This window comes from Flavobacterium sp. NG2, from assembly GCF_034119845.1.
Taxonomy (GTDB): domain Bacteria; phylum Bacteroidota; class Bacteroidia; order Flavobacteriales; family Flavobacteriaceae; genus Flavobacterium.
The window spans coordinates 1,913,925-1,937,985 of the sequence record NZ_CP139420.1; the positions used below are offsets into that span (position 1 = coordinate 1,913,925).

At 36.0% G+C, this 24,061-nt stretch carries 18 protein-coding genes; 11 read left to right on the forward strand and 7 right to left on the reverse strand.

Annotated features, from left to right (window positions below; translation table 11 throughout):
- Positions 1-59 precede the first annotated feature (59 nt).
- Entirely contained in the window at positions 60-923 is an 864-nt protein-coding gene (locus SLW70_RS08210; RefSeq protein WP_320891628.1) for a family 16 glycosylhydrolase, read from the reverse strand.
- A gap of 358 nt (positions 924-1,281) precedes the next feature.
- Between SLW70_RS08210 and SLW70_RS08215 the strand changes: the two genes are divergently transcribed.
- The 6 genes from SLW70_RS08215 to SLW70_RS08240 all read left to right on the forward strand — a co-directional run bounded on the left by SLW70_RS08215 (position 1,282) and on the right by SLW70_RS08240 (position 10,256).
- On the forward strand, positions 1,282-3,144 hold the full coding sequence (locus tag SLW70_RS08215; RefSeq protein ID WP_320891629.1) for a sulfatase-like hydrolase/transferase: 1,863 nt from the start codon (positions 1,282-1,284) through the stop codon (positions 3,142-3,144).
- 39 nt (positions 3,145-3,183) lie between these two features.
- Positions 3,184-4,671: an alpha-L-fucosidase gene (locus tag SLW70_RS08220; RefSeq protein WP_320891630.1), complete on the forward strand. Its 1,488-nt coding sequence runs from the start codon at positions 3,184-3,186 to the stop codon at positions 4,669-4,671.
- A 237-nt stretch (positions 4,672-4,908) separates the two neighbouring features.
- Positions 4,909-6,027 (forward strand): Zn-dependent alcohol dehydrogenase, encoded by a 1,119-nt coding sequence (locus tag SLW70_RS08225; RefSeq protein ID WP_320891631.1) that lies wholly within the window; start codon positions 4,909-4,911, stop codon positions 6,025-6,027.
- Positions 6,028-6,051: 24 nt separating this feature from the next.
- A complete protein-coding gene (locus SLW70_RS08230; protein ID WP_320891632.1) occupies positions 6,052-6,921 on the forward strand; it encodes a family 16 glycosylhydrolase in 870 nt (289 codons plus the stop codon).
- Between the two features lie 30 nt (positions 6,922-6,951).
- Positions 6,952-9,456 carry a glycoside hydrolase family 2 TIM barrel-domain containing protein gene (locus SLW70_RS08235; protein WP_320891633.1) on the forward strand — a complete coding sequence of 835 codons (2,505 nt, stop codon included), beginning with the start codon at positions 6,952-6,954 and terminating at the stop codon, positions 9,454-9,456.
- Positions 9,457-9,458: 2 nt separating this feature from the next.
- A complete protein-coding gene (locus SLW70_RS08240) occupies positions 9,459-10,256 on the forward strand; it encodes an alpha/beta hydrolase (protein WP_320891634.1) in 798 nt (265 codons plus the stop codon).
- 384 nt (positions 10,257-10,640) lie between these two features.
- Here the strand turns inward: SLW70_RS08240 and SLW70_RS08245 are convergent, their stop codons facing one another.
- Positions 10,641-11,477: an AraC family transcriptional regulator gene (locus SLW70_RS08245; RefSeq protein ID WP_320891635.1), complete on the reverse strand. Its 837-nt coding sequence runs from the start codon at positions 11,475-11,477 to the stop codon at positions 10,641-10,643.
- A 502-nt stretch (positions 11,478-11,979) separates the two neighbouring features.
- On the opposite strand from SLW70_RS08245, the gene SLW70_RS08250 reads away from it, so the two are divergent.
- The 4 genes from SLW70_RS08250 (at position 11,980) to SLW70_RS08265 (ending at position 17,341) form a co-directional block, all read left to right on the forward strand.
- Positions 11,980-13,131 (forward strand): cytochrome P450, encoded by a 1,152-nt coding sequence (locus SLW70_RS08250; protein ID WP_220763685.1) that lies wholly within the window; start codon positions 11,980-11,982, stop codon positions 13,129-13,131.
- A gap of 13 nt (positions 13,132-13,144) precedes the next feature.
- On the forward strand, positions 13,145-13,453 hold the full coding sequence (locus SLW70_RS08255; protein ID WP_220763684.1) for a 2Fe-2S iron-sulfur cluster-binding protein: 309 nt from the start codon (positions 13,145-13,147) through the stop codon (positions 13,451-13,453).
- 6 nt (positions 13,454-13,459) lie between these two features.
- A complete protein-coding gene (locus SLW70_RS08260; RefSeq protein ID WP_320891636.1) occupies positions 13,460-14,710 on the forward strand; it encodes an NAD(P)/FAD-dependent oxidoreductase in 1,251 nt (416 codons plus the stop codon).
- 498 nt (positions 14,711-15,208) lie between these two features.
- Positions 15,209-17,341: a T9SS type A sorting domain-containing protein gene (locus SLW70_RS08265; protein WP_320891637.1), complete on the forward strand. Its 2,133-nt coding sequence runs from the start codon at positions 15,209-15,211 to the stop codon at positions 17,339-17,341.
- 162 nt (positions 17,342-17,503) lie between these two features.
- Here SLW70_RS08265 and SLW70_RS08270 read toward each other — a convergent pair whose 3' ends face one another.
- The 5 genes from SLW70_RS08270 to SLW70_RS08290 all read right to left on the reverse strand — a co-directional run bounded on the left by SLW70_RS08270 (position 17,504) and on the right by SLW70_RS08290 (position 22,886).
- Positions 17,504-17,926, reverse strand: coding sequence for a type II toxin-antitoxin system VapC family toxin (locus SLW70_RS08270; RefSeq protein WP_320891772.1), 423 nt, complete (start codon positions 17,924-17,926; stop codon positions 17,504-17,506).
- Positions 17,907-18,146: a hypothetical protein gene (locus tag SLW70_RS08275; RefSeq protein WP_320891638.1), complete on the reverse strand. Its 240-nt coding sequence runs from the start codon at positions 18,144-18,146 to the stop codon at positions 17,907-17,909. Before SLW70_RS08275 ends, SLW70_RS08270 begins: the two co-directional genes overlap by 20 nt.
- Positions 18,147-18,634: 488 nt before the next feature.
- Positions 18,635-20,977, reverse strand: coding sequence for a DEAD/DEAH box helicase (locus tag SLW70_RS08280; protein WP_320891639.1), 2,343 nt, complete (start codon positions 20,975-20,977; stop codon positions 18,635-18,637).
- A complete protein-coding gene (locus tag SLW70_RS08285; RefSeq protein WP_320891640.1) occupies positions 20,971-21,669 on the reverse strand; it encodes a hypothetical protein in 699 nt (232 codons plus the stop codon). The genes SLW70_RS08280 and SLW70_RS08285 overlap by 7 nt, the downstream gene beginning before the upstream one ends.
- A 446-nt stretch (positions 21,670-22,115) precedes the next feature.
- Positions 22,116-22,886: an IclR family transcriptional regulator gene (locus SLW70_RS08290; RefSeq protein WP_320891641.1), complete on the reverse strand. Its 771-nt coding sequence runs from the start codon at positions 22,884-22,886 to the stop codon at positions 22,116-22,118.
- 115 nt (positions 22,887-23,001) lie between these two features.
- On the opposite strand from SLW70_RS08290, the gene SLW70_RS08295 reads away from it, so the two are divergent.
- Entirely contained in the window at positions 23,002-24,054 is a 1,053-nt protein-coding gene (locus SLW70_RS08295; protein ID WP_320891642.1) for an L-rhamnose/proton symporter RhaT, read from the forward strand.
- Positions 24,055-24,061 lie beyond the last annotated feature (7 nt).

The following is a 24,061-nucleotide window of genomic DNA, read 5'->3' on the forward strand; positions in this document are numbered from 1 at the left end:
AATAGTTTTTCAGAATAACCTTTTTGATTTATAAAGTATTGAAATATTTTCTACGATTGTTATTTTTTCTGCCAAGCTCTAAAATATTTCACACGCATTTCTCCATTTAAGCTGTTGTCATCAGGTAAGGCGCCAAACCATTTGTTGGATTCACAATTGAAATTAATTTCTAGTGGCTGGTGCCAATGCGTATTTTTAGCTTCTCTAAACAAGATGCCGTCAATGTAAAACCGAATGTATTCAGGCGTCCATTCTAATCCCCAAACATGATAGTCAGCTTGTAACTCTTTTGGGAAATAATATTTTTCGGTTCTGGAAAAATGAGCTTTTACATTGCCTTGATTTTCGGGTGATTTAAAAACGTGAATATTCGAATTCAAGTCATGACGGTTTTGTAGAACTCCTGGGGCATTTTCGCAAATATCAATTTCTGTCCACCAGTCTTTGCTTACATTGGTCATCCAAAAACCTGATACCCAAGGAGCATCCATCAATTTGCATTCAGCTTCAAAATAACCGTATAAAAATTGTTTTTTGCTTTTAATAAATCCTGTTGAGTGTGTAAAACCCTCGGGTAATTTTTCATCTCCATGTTGGTTCACCTTAATCACTAATTCACCTTTGTTTAAACTGATATTTGAAGGGTGAAAATACGTGGGCTGACGGCCTTTCCATTTAGGGTTATTAGGAAACCATTTGCTTTCGTTTAAATTATTCGAATCAAATTCGTCTGAATATTCTTTTAGCAATACCCATTTTGAACTGTTTTTTTGGTCTGAAAGCGGAAATGTATTATTGAGTCTTTTAGGTGCTTTTTCTAACGTAATAGAATCAGCATATTTTTTGGGAGGTATTGTTAAATCCTGGGAGTAGGCATTTGTTAAAAAAGCCATAGTAAGTAGTAGGATGATTTTTGTTTTCATAATAATAGAGATTAGCAATATTTTATAGTTGGTTTTAGGCGCTATATAATAGGAATTTAAAGTTTAAATATAATGAGTTCTATAGGAGAAGAAAAATGCATGCACTAGAGTGCTACTTAAAAAACCAAATGTGGTAGTTTTTAAATCAAATCTTATTATTCGCCCACCTATATTTCTTTTTCCTATAAAAAGAAATACGAGATTTGAAAATGTATCTGTCAGTAAATATTGATTGTAAAAACCATTTGTGGTGGGGATAAATACATTTGAAAAGCTTTTAATAAATGGATTGAAATATTTTTGGTGAATCAAAAAACAGAAATTAAAACTACTATTTCATCTAATTCTATAATTTATTATGAATACAAAAGTATATGTGCTTGCAATGATAGCTTTGATATCATTGATACCAAAAGTAACAGCGCAAAATCAATCTAAGAAACCCAATATTCTTTGGATTTTAACAGATGATCAAAGAAAAGACTCTAATGGATATTATAATCAAATTACGTCTGGAAAAAATGATAGCCCACTGGGGTATGTTTCATCTCCTAACTTGGATGCATTGGCAAAAGAAGGAATCGTCTTTACTAATATGTACTGCAATTCACCTGCTTGTGCCCCCTCTAGAAATGGTATTCTAGCAGGTAAATATCCTCATCATTCTGGAGTGTATGGTTTTGAATATTTTAATGGAGAAGCTCCATTTTTTACAAAAACAATGCCTCAGATCATGGCTGAAAATGGGTATGAAACTAGCTTGTTTGGAAAAGCGGGATACCGTAACAAAAGTGTAGATAAAAAGAGTAAAGAAGTTTATAAAGGCTTTTATCAACAATATATTTTAGATACAGAATTGTCTAAGGCTGGAATTACGGATTGGAATAGCGCTGCCATTTATGGTAAGCAACCTAATGGTAAATCAGGGAAATTAGATACTCGAGTGGAGTTTTATTATCCAAACGGAGAAAAGAAATCATGGAGTAGGGAAAATACCATATCTGATGAAGAAAAAGCAATTAAAGCATCGGTTGAAAAGGAATTGGATATACTTTACCACAATACAACAGATGGCGAAGAATCGGGACTAATAATTGGAGGAGTAAACTCGATGCCTGCTGACAAAACCTTAGACGGCAATATTTTGACTGAGTATTTGAATTATCTAAAAAATCAAGGTCAGCCTTATAAGTCATTACAAGGTATAAAAATGAATGGAGCCGATTCAAGGAAGCCCATTTTTACGAGTTTAAGTTTTCATTTTCCTCATACACCCGTAATGCCTCCAAAGGAATTTAGGGATCGTTTTAAGGATAAGGTATATAAAATACCTGAATTTGACAAAAAAGAAGAGTTAAGCAAGTTGCCAAAGCAGTTGGTTGATTTATACAAAAAACTGCAAATTGATGGGTATTCGTATAAAGAAAAACAGCAGGCTATACGTGATTATTATGCGTTTTGTGCTTATGGTGATTTTATTATTGGTAAAGCCATTGAAGCATTCAAAGTTTATTCTCAAAAAAACAATCAAGAATACGTGATTTTATATACCTCAGGAGATCACGGTTGGCAATTGGGTGAACAAGGAATTGAATCTAAATTTTCGCCTTGGGATTTGTCAACTCATACTACAGGTATTTTAGTTTCCTCGGATAAAAAAGCCATTCCAGCCGGAAAAGTATATGAAGGCTTTACCGAATACGTTGATATTATGCCAACAGTTTTGGCTGCAGGCGGAGTTGATTTGTCAGATAAAGAATATGATTTTTTAGATGGTTATAATATGGCTGCATTGTATGCCAATAAAAAACTAAACAAAGAATATATCATTGGAGAAATTAATAGTGTTGCTGGTCCGCGAACTTATATGCGTACAAGAGATTTTGCTTTTTCGATGCGACCAAGACCTTTAAATGGTGGCCCTGGTGGAAAATATAAACCGAATGAAAATGTTCGCTGGGGATTAGATGCCCCAAGAGAAGAAGTGCAACTCGCCTTATATGATTTGCGTAAAGACCCTATGGAACGCAATAATGTGGCAAATGACAAAAAGTATATCGAATTGACAGATTGGTTTCGCAAAAAACTGGGGAATATTGTTTTGGGTGATGGTCGTATTGAATGTGATTGGAAGCAAAAGGATGTGTACAGTCGGACTGATTTTGCGTTAGGAGCTGATGATAAGAAGATAAATATTCCTTCGGCCATAATTCCAAAATAAGAAGAATAAGAAAGTATTAAATTAAGAATAGAAAGTAAGATGAAGAAAAAAATAAATATCGCCTTAGTACTTTTTTGTGTAACGATTAACCTATTCTCGCAAGCTAAAAAGGAAGTTTTTAAACCTGACTGGGAATCTATTAGAGCAAATTATAAAGTTGCCGAATGGTTTAGAGATGCTAAATTTGGAATCTTTTTGCATTGGGGACCCTATGCTGTACCTGCTTATAGTAGCGAAAAATATCCAAAAGGCATTTATGACCAAAAATGGAGTAAGGGTGGAACAAAACCTTATACCTATCATAGAGAACATTACGGAGAGCCATCTCAATTTGGTTATAAAGATTTTATTCCTCAATTTAAAGCTGAGAATTTTGATGCCAATGAGTGGATTACGCTTTTCAAAGAAGCAGGAGCGCGTTATGTAGTTCCAGTTGCCGAGCACCATGATGGATATGCGATGTATAATTCTAAGTTTACAAGATGGAATGTGGTGCAAACAGGACCAAAGAAAGATGTGATGAAAATGCTTTCGGATGCATGTCACAAACAAGATTTAAAGTTTGGAGTTTCTTCTCACTTTGCTTACAATCGTTTATACTACAAACGTGATGATCCAAGTTGGGATACTAATGACCCACAATATTTTGATTTATACGGAAAACCAGTAAAAGAAGGGGAAAAACCCACACAAGAATACCTGGATTTATGGTGGAATCGTACCACGGATATTATCGATAACTATAAACCTGATTTATTATGGTTTGATTATGGATTAGATGATGAAGGATTCAAATCTGTACACAAGAAAATTTTAGCATACTACTATAACAAAGGTGTCGAATGGAAAAAAGAGGTGGTTTTTCAAGATAAAAACATGAAGTACGAATCGTTTCCTGAAGATTTAATTGTGCTTGATTTAGAGCGTGGTCGTATGGACGGGATCAATAAGTATCCATGGCAAACGGATACTTCAATTGGTAAAATTTCCTGGGGATATGTCACCACCGAGGAATACAAAACTTCGGATTACTTACTAGACGAATTGATTGATATTGTCAGTAAAAACGGTTGTTTGCTATTGAACGTGGGGCCTAAAGCCGACGGGACTATTCCTGCTGAAGCTCAGTCTATTTTAAAAGATATGGGGAAATGGATTAAAATTAATGGTCAAGCCATATTTGATACACGCCCTTGGAAAATTTTTGGTGAAGGCCCTACCAAAGTGAGTAAAGGAAACCATACTGAAAAAGAAAATAAAGATGCTGTAGCCGAGGATATCCGTTTTACAGCCAAGGGAGATGTATTGTACGCTACCGCCTTAGCTTGGTCTGAAAAAGGGAATTACACCATCAAATCATTAGCTTTAAATAATCCTTATGAAATAAGAGCAGTAAAATCAGTTCAGTTTGTTAGTGGACCAAATAAGATAAACTGGAAACAAACAGCGGAAGGATTGGTTATTGATGTCCAAGGAAACAAACCTTGTGAGTCGGCTTATGTCTTTAAAATTGAATTTAAAAAATAAAATACCCATCGAAACTTGAACTGTTTTGGTAAAAAGTCTTTAGAATTTTAATCTAAAGGCTTTTTTTATTGAAATAGTAAAGAACGAGTGGTGATTGTATTCAATTTTGTTATGTTTATTGGTTTTGGTATAAAATATTGATGTAATAGTTTATTTTTTTGATGTAATAGGCACTATTTACGCTGTGCTTAGTTTGTAATTTTATAGTTTATAACTATTAATTATCAAGTATATAATATGAGTTTAAATTGTAAAGCAGCAATCGCTAAAGGAGACGGAACATTTTCAATAGAAACCATCACAGTAGAAAACCCAAAGGAAGATGAGGTTTTAGTAGCCATCAAAGCGGCGGGTTTGTGTCACACAGACCACGACTCTTTAAATTGGGGCAAACCTATTGTCATGGGACATGAGGGAGCTGGAATTGTAACTGCTATTGGTTCTAATGTCAAAAGCGTACAAGTAGGTGATGCAGTGATTTTAAATTGGGCTACGCCTTGCGGAAAATGCTTTCAATGCGAACATGAAAACGAACATATTTGTGAAAATAACTCGCCTGTAGTGGCAGGTGGAAATGGGTACACCCCAGGACATGCGCACTTGGAAGGAACCACTTGGAACGGAACTCCTATTATTCGTTCGTTTAATATTGGAACACTTTCAGAATATACTTTAGTAAAAGAATCGGCAGTAGTTAAAAATCCTATTCAAGATATGAGTTTTCCTGCGGCCAGTATTGTGAGTTGTGGGGTAATGACGGGATTTGGTTCTGCGGTCAATACAGCCAAAGTGGAGTCAGGTTCTTCAGCAGTCGTTCTAGGAACTGGTGGTGTAGGATTGAATGTGATTCAAGGAATTAAAGTGTCTAAAGCTTCCAAAATTATTGCGATTGACATTAACCAGCAGCGATTGGATATGGCAGTAGAGTTTGGTGCTACTCATACGATTTTGGCAGATAAAAATGATAAAGGTTTGCTACAAGCGGCTCAAAAAGTTAAAGAAATGACAGATGGTCGTGGTGCTGATTATGCCTTTGAATGTACTGCAATTCCGGCTTTGGGTGCAGCGCCGTTGGCTATGGTTCGAAATGCGGGTACTGCCGTTCAAGTAAGCGGTATCGAACAAGAAGTTTTGATTGATATGGCTTTATTCGAATGGGATAAAAAATACATCAATCCGTTGTATGGAAAATGCAATCCGCAAAAAGACTTCCCAATAATTATCGAGCATTATCGAAAAGGAGAAATCAAATTAGACGAGATGATTACGAATGCCTATCCGCTAGAAAATTTACAGCAAGCTCTTGATGATATGTTGTCAGGTAAAAATGCCAAAGGAGTGATTGTTTTCGAATAATTGGTACACTAAGTAAGTTAAAAAATGATATATAAAATCTGTTTTGCGTTACTCTTAGGTATCCTTATTTCAACACCATCATGCGCACAAATTGAAGCGCCTACAGGAAAAAAGTGGGTAAAAATAAATCATCTTTCGGATGAATTTGACGGAAAATTGTTAGATACAAAAAAGTGGGTAGCTGATCCTGAAGGACATCCAGATTTTGGGTGGATAGGAAGACCACCAGCACTTTTTAAAGCATCGGCTGTGACGGTTGCTGACGGTTTTATGAACATAGAAGTAGGGAAATTAGACAGCCCGTTTGTCAGTAATAAATACGCCCAAACCGCTACTTATGAATATTATGGTGGGATTATTCGCGCTACTCAGTCGATATCGTACGGGAATTATTTTGAATCCCGATTCAAAATGAGTAAAACCGAAATGGGTGGCGGTTTTTGGTTAATGTCAAAAAACAATTGCGGTAAAAAACACGAAATTGATATCACAGAATCCATAGGAGTCGTTTCACCATTGGCAGAAGAATGGGGCAAAAAATGGGATAAAATTATGCATTCTAATACCATTCATAGAGAAACACAATGCAACAAAGCAGCCAGAAGCCAAACGATGATGTATCCTGAAACTAAAAATTCAGACGAATTTCATACCTATGGTTGTTGGTGGAAAAGCCCCACCGAATTGTTGTTTTACCTTGATGGGAAATATGTGTACACGCTAAAACCACCAGTTGATTTTGATCAAGAACTATTTTTACATTTTTCTATCGAAAGTTACGATTGGAACCCCATTCCTAAAGAAGGAAGCAAGCTAACAAGTGCAACTAAAGAAGAACGTACCGCATTGATTGATTACATCCGAACGTATAAACTGGTTGAGGCAAAAAACTAAACTTCGACCCTTATAAAATAGTATAAAAACATGAAAAAAATAATATCCGCTTTGTTCTTAATGGGGGTCATTAGCCTGACGCTCGCTCAAAATAGAAAGGTTGAACTGCTGAAACAATGGAAGTTTACCAATTACGATTCGGGTGCATCTTTTCAAGAAAATTTTGATGACAGTGATTGGGAGAAAGTAACAGTTCCTCATGATTGGGCTGTTAAGGGAGATTTTGATTTTGCTAACGATTTGCAACTTACGATGGTGATTCAAGATGGAGAGTCCAAACCCAAATACAGAGCGGGACGAAGTGGGGCTTTGCCTTATGTAGGTGTGGGATGGTACCGTACCCAATACCAGATTGAAAAGGCAGATTTAAAGGGCAAAGTACAAGTATTGTTTGACGGTGCTATGAGTAATGCTAGAGTCTATGTCAACGGGCGGTATGTAGGGGAAAGACCTTTTGGTTACATCTCTTTTTATTTTGATATCACCCCTTATTTGAAAGAAGGAAATAACACCCTCGCCGTTCGATTAGAAAATTACAACAGCCAATCGCGTTGGTATCCGGGGGCTGGTTTGTATCGCAAAGTATCGCTGATTAAAACGAATCCCACTCATATCAAAACTTGGGGAACATTTGTCACCACTCCTGAAATTTCTAAAAAAAGAGCAACTGTAAAACTGGATTTGGAACTAGAAGGAACAGGAAATTATACGCTGAAAAATGAAATTATTGATGCCAAAGGAAAAGTAGTAGTGTCCAAAAATAAGGAGGTTACAATTGATGCAACTACCAAATTTTCGGAAAACTTCGAACTGGCAAAACCGAATTTATGGAGTCTTGAAACGCCCACTTTATACAAATTAAAAACAACGCTTTACAAAGGAGAGCAACAAATAGACGAATACGAAACCAATTTCGGAATTCGTTCGCTTCGTTATGAAGTAGATGGTTTTTATTTGAATGATAAAAAAATACGCTTCAAAGGTGTGAACATGCACCACGATTTAGGACCTGTGGGAGCGGCTTTTCACAGAGAGTTGTTTGTGAGACAAATGACAAAAATGAAAGAAATGGGAGTAAATGCGATTCGGTTTTCGCATAATCCTCCAGCACCAGAAGCTTTGGATGTGTGTGACGAAATGGGGATTTTGGCAATTGATGAAGCTTTTGACGAATGGCAAATAGGAAAAGTAATCAATGGTTACGGAATTCATTTTGACAAATGGGCCAAAACCGATTTGACTGATATGATTCTGCGAGACAGAAATCATCCTTCTATAATTATGTGGAGTATTGGGAACGAAATCATGGAACAATACAAACACGATCCTAATAAAATCACAGCCTACTTAAACGGTATTGTAAAATCATTAGATACAACAAGAGCTACAACCGCAGGATTCAACTCGGCTAAGAATGCCATTGATAGCGGAATGGCAACGACAGTTGATGTGGCTGGTTTTAATTATAAGGCAGGTATATATGGTGCTATTCGCAAACAAAATCCAAACTTGAAATTTTATGCCAGTGAAACGGGTGGAGCAGTTAGTGTGCGTAACAGTTATAAATTTCCAGTTGTTTTTGATACCATTCACGGTAAAAGAGGCGATTCTGCCCATACGATTGTGTATCCTGACGGACATCCGGATAATTATGAAACCACAAATGTACCTTGGGGGTATCCTGCCTACAAAGAATTTGCAGCCCAAGAAAAAAACACTTCTGTTTATGGCGAATTTGTGTGGACGGGCTATGATTATTTAGGAGAGCCTTCACCCTATCACGATGCCAAGTCCCGTAGTTCGTATTTTGCACCAGTTGATTTTGTAGGTTTAGAAAAAGATAAATTCTACCTGTATCAATCCCAATGGAAGAAAGATAAAAATGTACTTCACTTTTTCCCACATTGGACTTGGAACAAAACCGAAGTAAAATCATTTCCTGTTGTATGTTATACGACGTATGAGAAAGCAGAATTGTTTGTCAACGGAAAAAGCTATGGGGTGAAAACCAAACAACCCTTAACTAAATTAAGTTTTGAAGGGAATAATATTGCCCGAGAGGCTTCAGGTGGTGGAAATTGGGAGTTATTCAAAGCTTACGCTATCGTTTGGGATGAGGTAGTTTATGAGCCAGGCGAAGCTAAAATTGTAGCCTACGATAAAAACAACAAAAAAGTAGCCGAGACCAAAAGAGTGACTGCTGGTGCACCGCATCATATTAGCATTGGACCTGAAATCAAAACCATTCAAAACGGTGAGGTGGGAGTTTATGTCGTTTCGGTGGTAGATAAAGACGGAAATTTATGTCCGCATTTTAATGAAAATATGAGTATTGAAGTCGGTGGAGCGGGAACGTTTTTGGCAGCTGGCAATGGAGATCCTGTCAACATGCAAAACTTATCGAAACCTCAAAGAAAATTCTTGAATGGCCAAGCGGTTATTTTTGTTCAATCCACTCAAATAGGAAATGTGAGTCTAACAACCACGACTCAAAATTTAAAAGCAACCAATACCGCATTGGAAGTAAAAGAATAAATATGGCATCAAAATTCAAAACGACCGAAATTTCTAACCCAGAATTTGAGAGTAACCACCTTAGATTCATAACCGTGAAGACGCCCAATTTGAACGGACGCGGTGATATTTGTGTATTCGTACCGCCTTTTCCAGAGGCACAAGATGTACCTATTGTAACGCTTTTGCATGGAGTGTATGGTAGTGCTTGGATTTGGGCACACAAAGCAGGCGTGCATTTTACAGCTTTGGAAATGATGCAACAAGGCTTGATTAAACCGATGGTAATTGCAATGCCTTCGGATGGATTATGGGGAGACGGCTCGGCTTATTTGCCACACAACAATGCCCATTATGAAAAATGGATTGTTGAGGATGTGATTGATGCGGTGAGAGAAAACATCAGTTGTACCAGTGAAAAATCCAAATTATTTATCTCGGGACTTTCGATGGGCGGGTACGGTGCTTTGCGTTTGGGAGCCAAATTCCCAGAGCATTACCAAGGCATTTCGGGGCATTCTTCGATTACCAATAAAAATCAGATGCATTTGTTTGTAGAAGAAGACGAAAGCAACTACAATCAATTCGACCCAATTGATGAGGACGTTTTAAGTTTGATTATAAAAAATAAAGACCAATTGCCACTCTTGCGTTTTGATTGTGGTAAAGAGGATTTACTCATCGAATACAATCGGGAGTTGCATAGCGGTTTAACAGATGCGAATATAAAACATCAATACCAAGAATTTGAAGGCGCACACGAATGGCCGTACTGGCAAGAACACATCAAAGACAGTTTGCTGTTCTTTAATCAATTATAACACTAAAGCTGATTCGGTTAGGAATCAGCTTTTTTATTGATTCCAAAAATAGTTAAAGCTAGATTACGGATTGGAGCATAGACCTGTCTGCCGACAGGCAAGTTAAAAAGATTAAAAGAATTAATCTGTGCTAATCTTTTTTAGATCTATTTAACTTCTTTTTTTGAGTTGAATAAATAAAAGCCACGAATTCACGAATTAAATTTCTTAATTCGTGAATTCGTGGCTTTTCTAAATTAGATATTCTAATTGATTTACTAAGTTAGCAATATTATCGTTAAAGTCCAAAAACCACTTTCTTCAAATCCGTGGCTAATTATAATATTTTCATATGCAGACTTTAAGTCTGCCAACCAAATTTATGGGTCAAAAGTCCCTAGAGGTTTATTTAAGATGCTTCTTTCGATATCGGGTAGGGGAGATTTGATAGATTTCATTAAATTTTTTGAAGAAAAATGGAGGGGATTCAAACCCACAATCATAGCCTATTTGAGAAACCGATTTGTCCGAATACAACAACATACGGCTGGCCATATTAATGCGGTATTCATTTAGGAAAGTAAAAAAAGAACGTCCCATCATTTTATTAAAAAAGCGAGAAAAAGACTGTTCCGACATATTGACTAAATCAGCGACCTCTTTCAGATAGACTTTTCGATTAAAGTTTTTTTCAATAAAATCATGTACTTTGGTAATGCGATTGTTGTGTTCGTATGGAATATCATCCACAAAACTTGATTCGGATAGGGTTTTGTAGTGGCATTTTGATAAGCGAACGAGCACATGCAAAAATTGGATATAGAGTTCGTCACTAGCCAAATTCAGTAAGTTTTGAATCGAAGGAAGGATGGGTTTTATTTCTTCAGTATCAAAAATAATTCCTTTGGAGGCAGTGGTAAGCATTTCAAATAATGCCTCAAGTTCAGGAACCTTTGCAAATACACCTTTGTTCCACTGAATCACAATGGAGCGAGAGGGAACGCCTTCTTGTTCTTGGTTTTTCCAACAATGGGGTAGGTTGGATCGTACCAAAACCAATTCACCTGGCTCATAAGGACCAACATAATCCCCAATAAACTTAGTTCCAAAACTGGATTCAATAAAAGTCAATTCATGTTGCGGATGAAAATGCCAAGGCGCATCAAAATTGTCTTTGATATAATTAAAAACAGTAATCGTTTTTTGTTCCCCTAAATGAATGGCTTCAAGAATAGGTTTCATGTTAAGTTATTTGCATTGATAAATAAACGGTATTTTACGTTTCTTTGTTTTTAAACATATAAGTCATATAAGTAATTTTTAATATTATGACCTAAGTAAAAAAAAAGTTCATTGAAGTTTTTTCATTCTCTATTACTGATTTTTCAAGAAAAAAAGATTTTTTTAATTTCTCAAATTTTTCCAATCTGTGTTCCTTATTTTTTAAACATATAAGTCATATAAGTTTTTTTTAAAATTATCACCTAAGTAAAAAATAAGTTCATTTAAGTGTTTTTCATTCTCTATTCTTGATTTTTAATCCTGAAAGGAATTAATATTTCTCAAATTTCTCTAATCTGTGTTGCTACTAAATTCAATGGAAATTAGTATCTATATCATCATTAAAAAACAAAAATAAGATTTATATCTACAGAATAGTTTATTTATGTGATAAAAAACAATAGTCAAATCTTCGCTTTTATAACAATCTTTGCATAGTACTAGCAATTAAACATTTTTTGATATGAAAAAAAGTGAATTTAACGACCCGTTTGAAGAAGCGAGAATCACCAAAGGTTTTGGCGAAATGGACGATCAAAATGATCCCGTGACCATGTTGTTGCGCCATAAGGACGTACGTAAAGCAGCGCATGATTGGAAAACCTTTCAATCAGGGTCGGTTCCTGGTCGTATTGTGATTCCGTCTGAAGTAAATATTAGAACGACACGTCAAATTCCTTTTGAAGTGGATCCTCCGCAACATAAAGACTATAGAGACTTGCTAGATGCTTGGTTCAAAAGACCTCTGGGAGAAGAATACCAAGCCCAATTAAAAGCGCAAATCAGTGCTTTGGTAGATGAGGTCTTGGCAAAAGATTCGGTTGAGGTGATTAGTGAGTTTTCTTTAAAATTACAGTCAAGAGCGTTGACTTTATTGTTAAACATCCCTTATGAAGAGTCTGATTTATGGATTTCATGGGGAACACATGTTTTTCGCTCCGAAGGCGAAGCATTAGATGGAGACAAAGCCGCTATTTTATACGATTACATCGATGCCCAAATTGACAAAGCGATAGCAAATCCTGGCGAAGACCTGTATTCGGTACTATTAAATGCTGAGGTTGACGGCAAAAAGTTAACCAAAGAAGAAGTGAAAGGAGTGATGATTTTGACTTTTGCGGGCGGACGCGATACGGTTATTAATGCAGTATCCAACTCCATCGCTTATTTTGCGGAGCATCCCCAATCGTTAGACCGATTGCGAGTAGAACCTGAAATTAGAAACCGCGCGATTGAAGAACTGATTCGTTATTTTGCCCCTTTAACCCAAATGGGAAGAGTGGTTACAACGGATACCGCTGTTTGTGAACACGCCATCAAGGCTGATACACGTGCAGGTTTGTGTTGGGCTTCTGCCAATAGAGATGCAAATGTTTTCGAAAATCCTAATGAGGTCGTATTAGACCGCAAAATGAATCCGCATTTGAGTTTTGGATTTGGAACCCATAATTGTTTAGGTGCCACCCATGCCCGTACGATTATGAAAGTTTTAGTAGAGGTTTTGACCGAAAAAGTACAAAGCATGCAAATACTTAGTGCCGAAGAAAATATAGAAGAGTTAGGTGAATTCAAACGTAAAGTAGGTTTCCACAGTTTACAACTAAAGTTTAACTAAAAAAGAAATAGAAATGGCAAAAATAACCTTTATAACGAGTGATAACGAAAGCATCACTTTAGAAGCGACTTCGGGATCTGTGATGAATTTAGCCTTTGATAACGGTGTCAAAGGAATTGATGGCGATTGTGGTGGTGTGTGTTCTTGTGCTACTTGCCATGTACATGTGTTGCCAGAGCATCTTTCTAAAACGGGTGAAGCCAGCGAAATCGAGACAGATATGTTAGAATTGGCAGATAATGCAACCGAATTCAGTCGTTTGTGTTGCCAGCTTGAAATCTCTGAAGCACTGGATGGATTGGTATTGCAAGTGGCTAAATAGTAGAGTATGATAGCAAAAGAACCTATTGATAGCGTTTGTGTAATTATTGGCGCCAGTCATGCGGGAGTCAACTGTGCTACGGCTTTGCGTCGCGAAGGTTGGGAAGGGCAAATCATCCTTTTTGATGCCGACCCTGTGATGCCGTACCACAAACCGCCTTTGTCTAAAGCCTATTTGACTAGTGATGACGGAATCGATAAAAACCTACTCAAGTCTGTAGAAAGTTATGAAAAGGAGAATATTCGCCTTTGTCTTGGCGTTTGGGTAAGTGCCATAAATCCTGAAAATCAAACCATCACTTTGGCCGATGGTAGTACACAAGCCTATGACAAATTGGTTCTTGCTACGGGCGCTCGTCCTATCATTCCTGTCATTCCGGGATTAGATACCGCTACGAATGTTTTTCCGTTGCGTACGGCTCAAAATGTTACGGATATTCGCCATTTTATGCAAAACCAAACGCAAAAAAGAGTCGTAGTTATCGGTGGTGGTTATATTGGACTTGAAACGGCTGCTTCTCTTAAAAAGTTGGGTGCTGATGTCGTGGTTTTAGAACGAGAAACACGTATTCTGGCTCGGGTTACTGCACCTGAAATGTCCACTTTTTTTCATGATTTGCACCATAGTCATGGGGTTGAAGTTTTGACGAACAAAAATGTAACGGCAATCGAAAATAACGGTGAGAGCAATTCGGTTATTTGTGCCGATGGTTCTCGCTATGTTGCAGATATGATTATAGTGGGAGTAGGGATTTTTGTCAATAAAGAATTGGCCGAGAAAGCCCAACTGAAGATAGAAAACGGTATTGTAGTCGATGAAACCTCTCAAACCAGTCAGGCTAATGTTTATGCTATAGGCGATTGTACCTATCATTTTAACCCACATTACAACCGATACATCCGACTAGAATCGGTGCAAAATGCGGTAGATCAGTCCAAAGTAGCTGCAGCGGCCATTTGTGGCAAACAACCCGTTTACGACAGCATTCCTTGGTTTTGGTCGGATCAATACGATGTCAAATTGCAAATGGTGGGCTTGTCACAAGGCTATAACCAAATTGTAATCCGCAATGAAGAAAACCCGAATAGCTTTTCGGTTTGGTACTTTCAGGACGAACACTTATTGTCTGTAGATGCGGTCAATAATGCCAAGGCCTATGTCATGGGTACAAAGGCTCTCAAAGACCGTAAACTTATCGATAAAGAAAAATTAAAAGACATTTCTCTTCCGCTAAAACTGGAAAATATTCTAGTCTAAGCAAGAAATAAAACACAGCAGAAACCCATTTTGAATGCCTCAAAGTGGGTTTCTTTTTTTGGAGTAGGTACTATAGGATTGAATGATGCATCCACCTGCTGTCCGCTATATCTTGTGGCGGCATAACGCCCGCCGCCACAAGGATGCCGCTACCATCAGGACTATTCATTAAGATTTTTTTAAATAAGGATGATTTTTTTTTACGTAGATTAGGCAGATTTTATGTTATAAAAACTATTAAAAGAATCTGTGTAAATCTGTGTAATCTGTGTTTGTTTAAGTATGCCTGTCGGTAGGTCTGTGTTCCAATGTGTAATATAGGTTAAAACCACACTTTATTCATTATTAGGTATTTAAAAAGGATTTGTTCAGTTTTTATAGGGGCAAATAGGAGTATTCCCTTGCAGTATTAACCATATGTGATAGTAGTTGTGATTTTTGTGATACCGTTTGGAAATTGGAGTATGTAATTTTGTTATAAACCAAAAACCATATAAAATGAATAAACCATTACTCTTTTTTTTATCCTTAGTTTTTCTGTTGCCCACTTTTCTCATGGCGCAGACTATTTACGTTTCCACTACAGGAAATGATTCCAATACGGGTACAATTAACAGTCCTTATAAAACCTTTAGCAAAGCCGTTTCGATGATGTCAGCGGGTAAAACCTGTATTATTAGAGGAGGAGTGTACGAAGAGGAATTGCTAATAAACAAAAGCGGAACCTCTGGAAACCCTCTCATTTTTAAGGCAGAGGAAGGAGAGAAAGTTGCTATTCGTGCTACAAAAAAAGTGGATGGTTGGCAGTTGCATAGCGGTTCGATTTATAAAGCTACTGTTAGCACCGCAATTGAAAGCAGGTATCGTACGGTCTATTACAACACTGAAATTATGGATTTAGCCCGTTGGCCTAACAATACAGATAACAATCGCTGGACCTTAAACACTATTCCCGTTACTGGCGGTGATGGTTCTTCATTTACCGTGAGTGCTATTCCAAATATCGACTGGACAGGAGCATTGGTGTATTATCTCGGTGCCCATTCAGGAACGAGTTGGACTCGTACCATCACGAGTAATACAACTACGCAAATCAATCATACTGGGGTCGATATTACAAAATGGCCTTTCAACCCGCACAATCCTACTGTTTGGCGAGACTTGCCAGGAAACAATAGAGGACAATTGTACCTTTTTAATAAATTAGAAGCCTTAGATTATGCCAGAGAATGGTATTTTGACAGCAATACAAATACTCTTTATTTTCAAACTCCCGACGGAAATATGCCCGCTTCAGGCACTGTCGAAATCGCTACCCGAAAATATGCTGCTCAATTAACAGGACAATATATTAGAGTAGAAGGTCTGGATTTCTTTGGCGGAAGCATCAAAATTAGTGGTGCTAATAATGAATTTCTGAATAGTAAAGTCATTCATGGCAGTGAAGGACATGATAATTTGAATAATACCGGAGCCAGTGTAGGGGAAGCCGCTATCGAAGTTTTGGGAGGGAATACCTTGGTAAAGGGATGTACCATCGATCATAGTGCTGTCAACGGAATCATTATTCAAAGCTATTCAGGGGCACATAACACTATTATCGAAGGAAATTATATTAGTAATATTGATTATGTTGGGATTCACGCCACTCCTGTGAGAGCTACGGCTAATAATGTCAAAATCTGGAAAAATACTGTTTGGAATGCGGGTCGTGATGGGCTGTATGTAAATGGACTGAATTGTGAAACGTCTTATAATGATGTTTCTCGTGCCGAATTGATTAACAGTGATTCGGGGGTGTTTTATACCGTTGGGAATACCGAATTAAAAGGAAGTGTCATTCATCACAATTGGTTTCATGATTCGGCTTCTCCCTCTTATTCCTCTGCTAAGGCTGCAGGAATATATTTAGACAATGACAGCAAAGGCTATTTGGTGCATCACAATGTAATTTGGAATGTTTCATGGTCAGGATTTCAGGTGAATTGGGCCAATTGGAATATTGATTTTTTTAACAATACGATATGGAATGCTGGCGGTGCGATGGATTCTTGGGTTAATGGTAGGGAACAAAAAGACAATCGCATTTACAATAATTTTGCCTCTACTGGGGATTGGTTCAGAGGAATTGGGTTTGATATACAAAACAATAGTATTACCGCAACGTCTCCTTTTGAAGATGCAGCCAATCTAAATTTTATGCCAAAATCAGGAACAGCTCTCATTGATAGCGGACGGATTATAGCAGGTTTTGCAAATCCGTACAAAGGCAACGCACCCGATATTGGAGCCTATGAACGCGGAGGGACAGCCTGGACTGCAGGTGTAAACGCCATTGAAGATACAGGACAACCGCTTAGCGTGAATGATTTTTTGAACAAAAAAATGACTCTTGTAATTTTCCCCAATCCAGCGACCGAGGAACTATCTATTTCTTTTAAAAATCCACTGCCTTCAAGGAATCTTAGCATCAAAATTTACAATATGCTGGGAAGTTTGGTGCAAACCCATTATGGGAAAGCAAGCTCAGAAAGCATCAGTATTCCAGTTCAAAACCTGGCTAAAGGCAATTATCTGGTAAAAGTGGTTTCAAATAACAATACGTACAACGGGAAGTTTATTAAAAAATAAGGGTGTGAAATAGTTTTTTCTTGAAAGAATGAGGCTGTCCGAAAACAAAAATAAACCTCGTTTATCCCGAAGTTTCGGGAGTTTAAACGAGGTTGTTTTTTATGCTTACTTTTAGAATTTTTTAATGGGGTTAGGCAACGGTTAGGTGTATATGCAAAAGTACTAATTACGCACAATCCAATTTTCAATTTTAATATCCTTCAACCTTTCAAAATCTTTGGTGTTTTCAGTTACTAAAATTAATTTATTTTCAATTGCTGTTACACCAATTAATAAGTCGAATTCGTCATTTTGAGGTTTCCCAAGTTTGTTCAAACGAACCTTTTCTTCAGCGTATTTTTTGATTGAACCGAAAATTGGAATTATTACAATACCTTTTAAAAAAAGATCAACAGCTTTATGTGATTTAGTTTTGTCAGCACTATTTTCTGCACCGAATCTTAATTCTAATACTGTTATTTCAGAAATGTAACAGTTTTCAAGACCTTTTGATTTAAGTATTTTATCTACTTCAAACTTTCCACGTAAAAAATGAATGCAGATGTTCGTATCGAGTAAATCTTCATTAGAATTTAATTTCTTTATTTCTAAATTTTCTACTTGATTTTATCTCGGCATTTATTTCGTCAGATGTTTTTTCACTCGAAAATGCACCAAAAGATTTGTAAAAGTTGTTTTCTTTACTTTTAGTTTCCGCTTTTAATGATTTCGTCAACTTTTCAATTAGTTCAAGTTTGCTCATTGAGTTTAAGCTCTCGAATAATTCGAAATAATTTTCTATAATTTTTTTGTCAGTAAAAGTCATTTTGGTGTTGTTTTATTCAAAGATATGATTTTTTCTGTTTTCTGTCACCAACGTCATTATGTGAAAAAACTAACATTTATTTCAATGAAATGTAAGTGAGTAATTTATTATTGGTAAGAAAAGTTGTTTGTTTAAATATGCGAAATATCACCTTTTTGCTAGTGAGAGCGTCACGCTCGTACCCGTTCCAATTGTTACGTACTTGGTTATATGTTTTTCTTTGTGTGCACGAGTGTGGCGTTTCCGCTAGACATGGGGGAGTTTTTATTATTTATTTTTTTTAGAACCCTGCTAGAGTTCAAAACTCTAGCAGGGTTGAAATAGAAAAAACTACGACCATTTTACTGATTGTAGTTTCTTGTTTTATACAGTTTGCGGGAGCTAACGTGACGCTCTCGCCAGCCTAGGGGATTTCTCCTTCGTCGAAATGATACAAAAAAATGCTTAACTTAATGACATTGCGCTGCCGCCAGCTTGGGGTAGTTATTTTATATATATCGTTGGATTAACTTTAAATTGTCTGGATTAATAATAAATTCATTAATACTTTCCTTAAAGATAATTTCAGTTTCATCGATTCTTTCAATATGTTCAATTAATTCCTCGATTTCGTCAAAGCTAAAGCCATATTTGATTAACCATATTTCAGTATCATTATTTGTACCGTATTTGATATAATTACTTAATACTTTAGCTCTTATATCATTAGTCTTTTGGTAATAAAGTAAAAAAGAACTTGAAACAGGGTCTTTTATTGATAATGAAAGTACTTTATCGATATAGTCATAAGTATCATAAATTACTTTGTCAAAGTCAATATCTGTAATACTAGTACTTTGCGAAAAAAGAGGAACTGCTCTTTTAAAAGATTTATTAGGCAAAGATTCGGCAATACAAGAGAATCTTACTTTTTTCTTTGATAATAATAGTCTAAATTCTTTTGGAGTTATTTCTTTTCTTATTAATTGTCTTCTAAGTTTTCTTCTAAAATCTTTTTCAGAAAGAAATGCATATCTTAATGATATAATTTCGGCAAAAGATTTACCTTGAATTTGCCATAGTAGGATTGGAATTGAAGTACTTAAAACATTTTTTTCACCATCTGCTAAGTCTGACCGTCTCAAGTGCGCTTTGTAGATGTTTTCAAATGCTTGCTTTATTTTTTTTCGATGAATAATTTCTAATGCATAATACTCTTTTACTGTTAATGGTTGTAGCTGTTTATTTAAAAAATTATCTAAAATAAAAGTTATTTCATCATCAAGATTTGCATTTGTTATTCGTTCAATTTGTCTTTCTGTAAGTTGTAAATCGGCATTAAAAGTATCGTTTTTAATGGCTTCAACAATATCAATAAAATCTTCATTATTCGGATCTGTTTCATTATCTAAATTTGAGGTTATTGATAAGGAAGACTCTTTATTTAATCTTTCGATAAAAAGTTTCTTGTTTTTTTTCTCAATTATTACATATCCATAGTCAAAAAAATCATCTTCTATTGTCGTTCTTCCAGCTCTACCAATAAGATTTTTTAAATTAAGTGTTTTTTGGTCTTCATTACCTATGAAACTAAAATTATTAATCCACACAATATCAAAAGGCATATTGATTCCTTGAATTAATGTTGATGTTGAAAAACAAATTTTTGCATGATGACCATTTACAAATTCTTCAATTATTAACCTAGCATTTAATGGGATAGAGCCGTGATGTATTACAATACCTCTTTTCATTAAAAAAATTAAGATTGAATTCTTATCTCTGTCATTTTTTGTTCCTAGAAATTCCTCTAGTTTATTTATGTAATGTAAACTGCTTTCATCTGTAATTTCAGGACATAACTCTATATAATCAGAAAAAATTTCAAGAAAACTTCCATCATAAATTTTAGATTTGGATATATAAATTAAGGCAGTTCCATTATTAAGAATTACATCTTTTACTATGTTTCCATCAATGTTTAAACCTTTTATTTTATCATCAAATGGAGAAAAATATTTAAATTTTTCTTCTGAATGTTCAATATATATTTTACCAACCGTCTTTTGATTATATGTCTCAGAATCTATATTATTAATGATGTTGTGTTTTTTAAACTGAGCATCTGGATTTAGTACAAAAGGATGAGTAAAAACTTTTTTTATATTATTTAATTTTTTATCAATTCTTCTTACCAAAGAGTCAAATTTCATTCCTCGAATACCTTCTTCTGAGATTTGTGCTTCATCTAATAGTATAAGTTCTAAATTAAGTTTGTCAACATTTTTAAAAATTTCTTCACCTCTTTCGGGGGTTATGATGTAGATCCTATTTTTTGTTCTTTTTGTGTTTACTATTTCAATAAATTGTAGAACTAGTGTTTCATTTGAAACTAATTTTTTGACTTTAATTAGATATTCTGATAGTAAAGCTCTTGATGGTAATATGATAATTATATCACCCTTTGTTTCCTTAATCAACTCTTGAAATAGATATGATTTTCCGGCACTAGTTGGTGCAGAAAAAGAGAAGTTTGTATATTTTTTTATTGAGTTATAAGCATCGGCTTGTACAGGCGTGAAATTGTGACCAGTTTCTTCAATTATAGTTTGAGCATATGCATTATAGATAGCCTCAATAAAAGAGTTAGGCTCACTTGTTTTGTAAAATAATCCCATCAAAAACATCAATTTGCCTTCATAAGCTTTGAATTGTTCGGGATTATATTTTTTTAAGTACGATAGTGATTCAAGGTGGCTATTGTCAATAGGTCCATAGTTATGAAAGTCAAAAAAAATTTCTTTGATTAACTCAGAATCAATAGTTTGATTAAAAAGGATTTCGCTTAGCATAATTCAACAGCAATTAAATAAAGTTCTTTATGCTTAATTATTTCAGCTATAGGCGCAGAGAGTAAAGCATTATTTAAAATTGTAAGTATATTTTCCCCGTTAAATGAAAATGCTGCAGTATAACCTTTTTCATCCTTGATTATGTTTGCTTTTGTAGTAGAGTCTAGAAAAGGTTCAAGCCATTTAAGCTCTGCATTGTCTCTATCTCCAATGAATTTTTCAATTTGTTCTAATGCTTTTGCTCTTGGAGTTGAGTCCAAACTGAATTTTGCTTCGCCAAAAACTAAATAATTATTTGTGCTAATCGTATGAAAATCAAATCCAGGGTTTCCTGTAATCTTTTCCTTTAAAAGTTCTGCTAAGGGAATTCTTTGGTGTAAGTGTTCTATTTCCAAAGCAAGTTGTGCAGAGTAGGAAACTATAAATTCTCCTATGTCTTCATTTAAAGATGTAGTAATTCCAGCAATTATTTCATTTACTATTTTATCAATTGTTTTTTCGGCGTTTACCTTAAAAACTTTTTTTGAAATCTCATCTAAGCTATTTATCCAACTAGAATCTGTAATATAAGTTTCAAATTCTTTAACAATAGGTTTGAAGTCTTTAATTTTGATGTGCAGGCAATTTATATCACAACTTGTAGAAGATGGAAAATGCTTCAAAGTTTTTTTGTCAATTAAGTCTATTTTCATTGTTTAATACTACTGTATTTTATAATTACCTCCAACCAGTTTGTAAGTCTGACAAAACCAGACCTATCACCCCAAAATTGGGCGGATAGGTCTGATAGCCGTCAGATTTTATTTTTCCCAAACATACAATTTAATCCCCAAAAATACTTACAAGTACTTTTACAGTTATCAACATTTTTCAAAGATAATTCCTTCTTTATTATAAGTGTTACGGTAAACCACAATACATGAAAATTTATACCAAACGCCTAGCCCCGGTAGCAGTGAAAAGCGAATGCAGGTTGAAAACCATTTTTTTCTTGTGCTGGTAGAGCGACTGGAAGAAGCTCCTGCCAGTGCTTAGAAAAAAGGGTTGAAACCAAATTCCTTGTAACGGATAACGGGAATAGCTCCTAAAAAAAAGAAAAGCCATGATTACTCACGGCTTTGGATGGTTGTATTGTTTTTTAGCCACCTATTAATTTGTTGATTTCGGCTTGGGTGGTTTTGAGTGCTTTTAGTATTTGTTCCTCGCTTATTTCTTCGTCCAAGCAGGAGGTAAATACGGAGATGGCCAAAACCGCTTTTAGGTCGGAATCGTCTAGGCCTATGGGAACGGCAAAATCAGTGATGCCGCTGGTGATTTTACTTTGGGCAAAACGATGTCCGTCCTGTTTTACCTTTTCGATGGATTGTATGAGTTCGTCCTTTTGTTTTTGATTCCACTTGGTATAATGCACATCGCGGTTGAGGAGGTCGTTCCTTTTGTCTTCGGGAAACATCGATAGGAAAACCCTTCCTGAGGTGGTCAATGTAAGCGGAAAATGAGTTCCTTCTTCGATGGAAAGCGATACGGCATTGGGGCTGCGGGTTTGTGCAATAATCAACAATTGGTCGTTGTTGATGATGCTCAAATGACAAGATTGACGGGTGCTTGCCGATAAATTGTGCATAGGGTAGTGGGCTACGCGCTTTAATTCGTCAAATGGCGTGTGACGATGTGAAAGGCTATACATTTTGAGTGACAAACGGTATTTACCTGCATTGGAACTACGGGTGATGTAGCCTCTTTCTTCCAGGCAAACCAGCATACGGTAAATTTCACTAGGGGTTTTTTGGATGCCTTGGGCAATTTCTGCTTGTGATAACGGAACTCCTTCTTTAGAGAGATATTCTAATATATCAAGACCTTTATCTAAGGCTGGAGCATTGTATTTTGTAGTGTTTTCTTCCGTCATCTTTTAAAATTTTAAACAAATTTAATAAAACTTAATTTAATTCTTGTGTATTTCATATATAAAATATAGATTTGTATATGAATTAACAAAATCAAAAAACCAAAACTATTAAATTATGTCAAATCCGCTATTGGGAACCTTTGTCCATGCCGTAGGTGGGGTCTCTGCTTCTACTTGTTATGTTCCTTTTCAAAAAGTAAAAAAATGGTCGTGGAATACCTACTGGTTGTTGCAAGCTGCTTTTGCTTGGTTTGTATTTCCGGTAATTATTGGGTTTTTGACAGTGCCTGATTTGGTGTCCGTTTTCAAGGATTCGCCTATTTCGGTTATTGTTAATGCGACTTTACTGGGAGCGGTTTATGGTTTTGGCGGAATGTGTTTTGGTTTTGCCATCAGGCACATTGGCTATTCGTTGACTTATACTATTTCGATTGGGATTTCGGCGGTTTTAGGGACAATTGTCCCTTTATTAATGCACGGGAATTTGGTCGAAAAATACAAGGCTCCGGGAGGCGCTATAATTTTTATAGGAATGTTTATTGCCATTATAGGGATTGCCATTTGTGGAGTAGCAGGTTACCGCAAGGAAGCCGATTTAAAACGAAATGCTCAGCAAGGGGATGCTATCATCAGTTTTGATATGAAAAAAGGCTTGATATTAACGCTTATTGCAGGGGTTTTATCGGCTGTTTTTGGGATTTCTCTTGAAGTAGGAGCGCCAGTGGCTGAAATGGCGGGGAAATATGGCGCGGGTAATTTTGAAGGCAATGCTAGTTTGATTCTTTCCACTTTTGGGGCTTTTGCAACCAATTTGGTTTGGTTTGTAATGGCGGGCATCAAGAACAATACCTTAAAGGAATTTACGGATGTCAAAGGTATTGGAAAACGCAGTTTCGGAATCAATTTCGGCATGTCGGTGTTGAGTGGTGCGTTGTGGTACGGTCAGTTTTTCTTTTATGGAATTGCACACGTACAAATGGGAGCCTTCAAATTTGCCAGTTGGGTAATCCATATGTCGATGTTGATTTTCTTTAGTTACATCATCGGGATTATAATGAAAGAATGGCAAGCAGTTAGTAAACGAACGTATAACACACTGATTTTGGCCTTATTTGTATTAATAGCTTCGTTTTTTATCATGACTTATGGCAGTATGCAAGGCGCTTAAAACTGGT